This is a genomic window from Mesorhizobium sp. M7D.F.Ca.US.004.03.1.1 (assembly GCF_003998635.1).
GTDB lineage: Bacteria > Pseudomonadota > Alphaproteobacteria > Rhizobiales > Rhizobiaceae > Mesorhizobium > Mesorhizobium loti.
Window position 1 is genome coordinate 1 of the sequence record NZ_RZQG01000608.1, and the last position, 3,674, is coordinate 3,674.

General features: G+C 51.3%; 3 protein-coding genes. All 3 read left to right on the forward strand.

The features are described from left to right. Positions 1–65: 65 nt before the first annotated feature. Complete coding sequence (locus tag EN935_RS26320) at positions 66–1,988, forward strand: glycosyltransferase family 4 protein (RefSeq protein WP_127262780.1); 1,923 nt, start codon at positions 66–68, stop codon at positions 1,986–1,988. Beyond that, complete coding sequence (locus tag EN935_RS26325; protein WP_127262779.1) at positions 1,988–3,361, forward strand: glycosyltransferase family 4 protein; 1,374 nt, start codon at positions 1,988–1,990, stop codon at positions 3,359–3,361. Before EN935_RS26320 ends, EN935_RS26325 begins: the two co-directional genes overlap by 1 nt. 41 nt (positions 3,362–3,402) lie before the next feature. Continuing rightward, on the forward strand, positions 3,403–3,674 hold a 272-nt coding region (locus EN935_RS26330; RefSeq protein WP_206534570.1), incomplete at its 3' end, for a hypothetical protein.

Genomic DNA, 3,674 nt, shown 5'->3' on the forward strand with positions numbered 1-3,674 from the left:
ATTAAGGGTTGCGGCAAACCCCATTCACGCCTCATCGCGAAGTGCCCTTTACGCAAGAACGTCCGGTGAATATGTTTCAGGCCTCCAAGGGAGCTAGAATGCTGCGGGAAAAACCAATCTTCGAGGACTACGCCAGCACCCAATGCGCACTTTCGATTGTTCTAATATTACTAGGGCGCTTGAGTTCCGGTCGAGGTTTCGTAAGCCGAATTGCGGATATCCTTCGTCCGATAGTCGGAAAGGTTGACAATGACGTCGAATTGATCGTCGTTTTCAGTGATCCCCAGTGGAAAACAATACCGGCCCTTCAGTCCTTGCCTTCCTACTTTCGGCGCGTTCGAGTTTGTGAGGTCATATCCGAGAACGAGTTGCCAGCCGTGCTGTTCAACGCTGGGAGAAAAATCGCGGTCGGCCATCGACTCATTTTTTTGGGTCCGCAACTTGCCTGGGACGTACGTCGCCTTCCGGTCCTTCTCGAAGCGAGCAGAACCGCCACCCGGAATAACCAGTCTATCGCATTATCAGATACATCTTCCAACGGGCGATATGGGCTTGTTGGGAACATCCCCAAATCGCAGCTTCACGGATGGGTACTCAATTGCCCATTTTTGTCACTTTCCGACTTGGCTATCTCCGCAACGGCTCTGGACGAGATCGGCGGCTTCGACCCTTCCCCCCTTGTGCAACAGGCTTCATGTTGGGACGCTCTGATCAGGCTTTCCTGTAGCCACGAGATTAGCATCATTAAGGTCGAGGGCGGCTCAACGAGCGATGGTCGTACCCCATTCATCACGAGACCTTACCCAGTTAGCGAAGATATGCGTCGCAGGTACATGGCGAGCGGCCTGTTTGCAGCCAGCGCTCAAGAACGTGAACGCAATTTCATCCAAGACCTTGCTCCAGATGACGCGAGCTATCTGTGTCGGCACATCCCCTCGCTGGCGCGAGCCGCAGGACCTTCTGCTTCCCGACCTCTCCGAGTTACGATTACCGGCGGACTCTGGGAATATCACCATAACTGGCTCTGTTTTTTCTCGTATTTCAAGCACCTTGAAGGCACTGGCTTTGGTACATACAAACCTGTTTTTGACCATCTTGTAACAAGAGAAGATATTGAGAATAGCGATGTGGTGATTTTGTCGAGATGTAAGGTCGAACAGGTTCGACAAATCTTGGATTGGTGCAAAGATCTAGATATCCCGTCAATTTATATGATCGACGACAATTGGATCACGGTAGCTGAAGACTGGCCAGACCCTTATAGAAATATATTTGGACCCGAAACCCAATTCTTTAAGAATTTTGTATTTGGCATCAAGCATGCGGACTATGTACTTACATACAATAGATTGCTTGCCGACGACATCGCGCCTTACGCAAAAAGAATTGTCACGTTGCCGAACAGCGTTGATCTGGCTCTATTCGAAAAGACGCCAAGACGTCATTCAAAGCGTTTCGTTATCGGGTATTCGGGCTCAGACCGATATGATGACCGCGCTTTCAGAGCTCTTGCACAAATAGCAAAGACCCATGACGACGTCGATCTGCTGATATTCGGAAATCTATCCGCAGAGCAGCGGGCCTTCATGAGTGGCGCCAGGGCCATCGAATACTCGGGGGTGTCCTACATCCAGTACGCTCAGATGATAAGAGAGGCGAGCCCCGACATCTTATTGGCACCTCTGGACGCCACTCGAACCTCACGGTCAAAATGCCCAAATAAATATCTTGAGATTACTGCGGCCGGGGCAGTCGGCGTCTATTCGAACCTAGAACCCTACAGCTGGCATATTGATGACGGCATCAATGGAGTTCTTGTGTCTGATCCTGATGATTGGACAACACCGATAATTTCCCTGCTCGACAAGAAGAAGCTCCTGAGAATGCATGCGAGCGCCAGAGCAGATGTCGCCAAGAATTACGATGCGACGGTCGTGGCCCCCCAGTTTGCTGATCTGATAAGATCTATCGCGTCTGGCTTAATCTAATGAACTCTGCAAAATTAAATGTCACGCTCGTTTCTCATTCGCCCTACACAGCTGGCGCAGAGAAAATGCTCGCGAACCTCGCAATCGGATTGACCGGGAGCACTACAATCAACCCGGTCGTTCTTATCCCAAATGCTAACCGCGGCCCACTTGGCAACCTGCTGAGTGCTCGGAACGTGCAGTGGCGCCGATCTCCACCACTTCGGTGGTATGTTTACGAGCCGATCCAGTTTGCGTCTGACTATACGAAACACGTTCTCGAAGTCGCCAGCATGTATGCCGATCTCTACTGGCGGCAGCGAACCGACGTCGTGATTGTAAATACCTTGACAAGCCTATGCCCTGCAATCGGAGCAATTCTTGCTGGGTTGCCGTATGTGATGTGGGTTCATGGCGTCTTGGACGGTGGGCAAGCGACTACTCACGACCTGATGAAGCAGACGTTTGACTCCATTCTGCTCAAGCACGCACGCTCAGTCGCATACTGCTCGGATTGGACCAGGCAATATTTCGAGACGACAGTACCGGGTGAGCGAGCGAAAACCATCCTCAACTGGACGACAGTCCCTAAATTGGACGGCAGTCGCGCCCGGTCATCAAGAATTTGCACGCTCACCACTCTTGAGGCCCACAAGGGAACTGAGGTTCTCATTCGAGCCATTGCGTTGCTCAAATCTTCAGGCATACCAGTCGGCCTCGATGTCTATGGCGATGGCCCGCTTCGTATTTGGCTGGAAGATTTGTCAAAAAAGCTTCAGGTGGACGATCTAGCTGTCTTTCATGGGAGGACAGATAGGCCCGAAGCGTGCCTCAGCCGCGCATTAGCCGCAGTCGTCCCATCGATTATCGAGCCGTTTGGGATGGTGGCAATAGAAGCGATGGCAATTGGAACGCCGGTCATCGCATCTAGAGCTGGCGGTCTGCCAGAGATCATCGAAGACGGCGTTTCTGGTCTTCTCTTTAACGCCGCTGATCATGTTGATCTTGCTTCAAAAATACGTGAATTGATTGAGGATACAGAAAAGAAAGACAGGATTGGTGCGGAAGGGCGCAATCGGGTTCTGGCCTTGTTCGATGGAAGAAAATCCATCGCAGAATTCGAAGAAACTATTTCTGATGCTGCCAATTCGTTTTCGCAATACTCAGACGACACCTTCGGAGACCTAGATTATCTGCGTCTTCTTTCGGAGATCCCCATGACAACCAATTCGCTCGTTCAATCCGACGACGCGAGCCTCTATGAATTGAACGAAATCAAAAACTCGACCTACTGGCGGCTTGGCCGAGTTCTGCGCGAGTTCGGCACCAAATACCCGGTGCTACGACGCCCCTTCCGAACATCAGCAGATGCACTCTCTAGAAAGCGAACCTGACAATGCGCAGCCTCTCGGACGTTTGTACGCGAAGCATCAAAGTGGAAGGAAAGGACGCAATTTCCGATATCGTCGTCGTGGGCGAACCGGACTTCGAAGGACAGATTTTTGCAGCTGAGAAAGAGCACAACGTAAGTTTCTTCAAGCAGTTTCACCTACCAATGATTCAAATGGCAGGTATCGTTCCAGACAGCGCAACCATCCTCGAGCTTGGCTCCGGCATCGGCCAGCTATCCTACGGGACCCTTCAAACCATCACACCGATCGGATACGTTGCAACAGACGTTTTCCCTTCTTTGGTTGAGAAGCTGGA